Source organism: Vibrio sp. TRT 21S02, assembly GCF_050113675.1.
Taxonomy (GTDB): domain Bacteria; phylum Pseudomonadota; class Gammaproteobacteria; order Enterobacterales; family Vibrionaceae; genus Vibrio.
This window is the reverse complement of sequence record NZ_JBNJOI010000047.1, coordinates 1-3249: the sequence shown is the minus strand read 5'-3', so window position 1 is coordinate 3249 and position 3249 is coordinate 1. Positions and strand designations below refer to the sequence as shown.

Below are 3249 nucleotides of genomic sequence, written 5' to 3'. Positions count from 1 at the left end.
GTTCGGGTTTAGTTCTGTGTTTATGGCGATCCAATTTAGTGTCGTGGTCGCGTGCTTCACACCTTAATTGGGCGTTAGCTGTACTTATTACCCTAGCACGATTTAAATGTGCGGATTAAATATCCGCACATTTAAAGTTAACTTGCGTATACATGTTCAGGCATGGAGGATAATGACTCCAAATTACATATATCTGCAATCCGCATCTTTATTGATAGATTTGGAGCCTTAAAATTGACTAATCTCTTACTTCTCATCATCAACAAAGGCATAAGCATATCCTTACCAGAAATAAAACGTAACAATGAATCTTCATTATAATCGATTAGACTGGATATTTGACTCCTAGTTGTCTCGTATAGTTCTTCTCCGGAAATTTCTATAATATCTGATCTTAAGGTTGAAATTCTATTTTCCACTTTGGTTTGATCAATTTCACCACTGTTTGAGGATATTAATTTACTATATCCAAATGCAACGGTTTGTAATGACGGTGCTATTTTTTTTGCTATTGCATATTCAAGGTACAAATCAATTAGTTTGTCTTTGTTAATGGATACCCATCCTGAATAATCGAAATGTTGTTCCAGTACTTCATATGTTTTTTCGGCGTCTTCTTGCTCAAGTATTGAAAGAATAGACTCGCTACAAATTAGGTGGTTTTCTATACAATACCTAGGTAAAACATATAGCCCTCGAAGATTTGTACATTCACTTTCTCCACAAAGCAAGTACAAATCCCCGTCTACAATAAACAGTCTTGCTCTATCTCTCGGTGCTTGGTCATGTCTACAAGACTCCAAAACCTCAAGCCTGCCTCCCAAGGGAAAAACATTCTCTACTTTATAGTCTGGACCTAATACTCGTTGAACTAACTTCAAAAATAGCTTTTTGTAGCCATGTGCCGTGTCTTCAATGAAGATATCTATTTCATTATACTCATCATAAAAGGTTGCTTTAGCAACTCTAGCTTTTAAATTTCTAGTAAGCATTACTTATCAACTGCCTTTTTAACTTTCTTGCACTTGTTTGTAAGTCCACCAACTATATCTGGAGAATGTGTTGCTAGTACAAATTGTGTTTCTGGATTTGACTCAAGAATTATTTCTGAAAACATTTCTTGCCATCTCATATGTAGAGAAAGCTCAGGCTCATCGATAATAATAATACTTTGCTTTGAAGATAGTGGATTGCTATATTTGTTAAATAGCACATTAGCTATGATAATTAACAGCTGTCTTTCACCTGATGAAAGACAATCAACGTTATAGAGCTTTCTTCTTTTTTCTATCCTGATTAATAGTCTGCCTACTGGATCAACAGCAATTTCCTTTCCAGAGTCAGAGAAAAATTTATTAATTGTCTTTAAGAACTCATTGACTGGTTTGTATATTTCTTTTATTTTTTTATCATAACTATCAATAACACCAACAAGGTCTGATATCCTATTTATTTGAACTTGATTTATAATAAAGTTAAGGTTGAGGGTAGCGTTATCTTTCGATGTTTTTAACTCGTATAATAAACTTTCTAGATTATCAAAGAAATTATCTACTTCCTGTGAAAGGGATTCATCAGTATGAACTATTTTCCTAATTGCGTTGTTTATCTCTTGCTTTTTGTTAATTAACTGACTTACTTGAGACAGGTTTCGACCAGGACTTTCAAAATCAACAATACTTGAACTGGAAAATTTGAAAGAAGATTTAAGGATGCTATCTCTAAGATCTCCTCCTTGCTTCTCTTCCAGACTTCTTATTCCTTTATATGCATCTTGTATCATAAGCTGTGTTTCAATTAATGCGTCCCCTAGCACTCCTCTTGCAAGGTTTTTTCTTGCCCTTGCTGAAGTCATCATATTGTCTCGCATAGCTCTTGATGATACTTGAGGATTATTCCCACTTTTTCTATCCACACCAAGAAAAATAGGCGTCGGAAGCTTTCTGATTTTGTTAAAAATTTCTTGGTTGGAAATTGACTCAAGCTCTAAGTAGCTATCGTGTGTTGATTCACTATTATGGTAGATACGCTCACTGTGGTATATTTCTGGAGGGCTAAAAGTTAGAATACTTCCATCGTAATGAATACTAAACTCGTTGCCACGTCGGCTCTTTCTTTCGAAAAAGATTTCTTTTTCTTTACCATTTCTAGAAAAAACAACACCACAACTTTCAAAGTTAATATCTAAAAGTTCAGAAATATTTGGTGTCAACAGTGCTTTAATCATTTTGATAGCGGTTGTCTTTCCTGAACCGTTAGAGCCAATCAGAAAGTTAACATCCTCATTAAAATTAATATCAAAGTCCATGTAATCATGCACTTTGTTTGCGTAAAACCTAGTCAATTTCATAGAACATATACTCTTACTTAGTTATAATTTGGTAATACGAAACATTATGCACTATAAGTGTTTGGTTTGAAATCTCGCTATGTGGTTTTATACGAAAAAGAGGCACTTACGTACTTGTACAGCTAACAAAGCATTTAAGAGTGATTCGCAACGCTTGGCATTTTTCATTCCATCGTTGGGTTTCGTGTTTACGGTGGTATGGTTTAGTTTTGTGGTAGCGTCGCTCACACCTTAATGCGGCGTTATCTCTCTAGGAGAATATTTTGAATAAATTTGTCTTTTTTATATTGTTCTTAACTTCAATGTTTGCGAATGCTTCAGTCAATACCTTTATGACTGTGCATAGTGAATCGGAAGCTCTGAAAGAAACTACTGACTTTATACGAACTTTGTTTATTGAAAATGATGTAAAGGCAGCTTATGAAAAATCTCATGAAGTAATGAGAAGTAAGCTGACATTTGCCAAGTTTAAGGCGGTGGCTGATAGTGTAAACAAAGAGAATGAAAAATATGAAATCACACATATATTAGTGAATAGAGAAAATAATAAAATTTCAGTGTATGTGGAACAAATTGATCAGAGCAATGAGACGTTATATTTTGGTGTTTTGTTGATAGGTTCTTCCATAACGGGGTATCGAGTTGCAGGAATTCGATATTCATCACACGATATTAGGCCCAAAGAACTAGAGAAAATAATCGTTGTAAAATGAGAGATAACAAAGCATTTAAGAGTGACTCACAACGCTTGGCGATTTCAGTTTAAACTCGGTTTCAGTGTTTAAGGTGCAGTGGTTTCGGTTGGATGTTTAGCGTTGTTCGCACCTTAATGCGGCGTTATGAGCCAGCTCTATACGTGACTTGGGTTGAGAAATTTCAAATATCTTATGAAATAGAAT

At 34.7% G+C, this 3249-nt stretch carries 3 protein-coding genes; 1 reads left to right on the top strand and 2 read right to left on the bottom strand.

Translation table 11 applies throughout. The features are described from left to right. Nucleotides 1-137: 137 nt before the first annotated feature. Both ACQEXU_RS21765 and ACQEXU_RS21760 read right to left on the bottom strand, forming a co-directional pair. On the bottom strand, nt 138-992 hold the full coding sequence (locus ACQEXU_RS21765) for a DUF4435 domain-containing protein (RefSeq protein ID WP_427012280.1): 855 nt from the start codon (nt 990-992) through the stop codon (nt 138-140). Continuing rightward, entirely contained in the window at nt 992-2308 is a 1317-nt protein-coding gene (locus ACQEXU_RS21760) for an AAA family ATPase (RefSeq protein ID WP_427012279.1), read from the bottom strand. The genes ACQEXU_RS21765 and ACQEXU_RS21760 overlap by 1 nt, the downstream gene beginning before the upstream one ends. A 305-nt stretch (nt 2309-2613) precedes the next feature. On the opposite strand from ACQEXU_RS21760, the gene ACQEXU_RS21755 reads away from it, so the two are divergent. Beyond that, entirely contained in the window at nt 2614-3063 is a 450-nt protein-coding gene (locus ACQEXU_RS21755; RefSeq protein WP_367989466.1) for a hypothetical protein, read from the top strand. Nucleotides 3064-3249 lie beyond the last annotated feature (186 nt).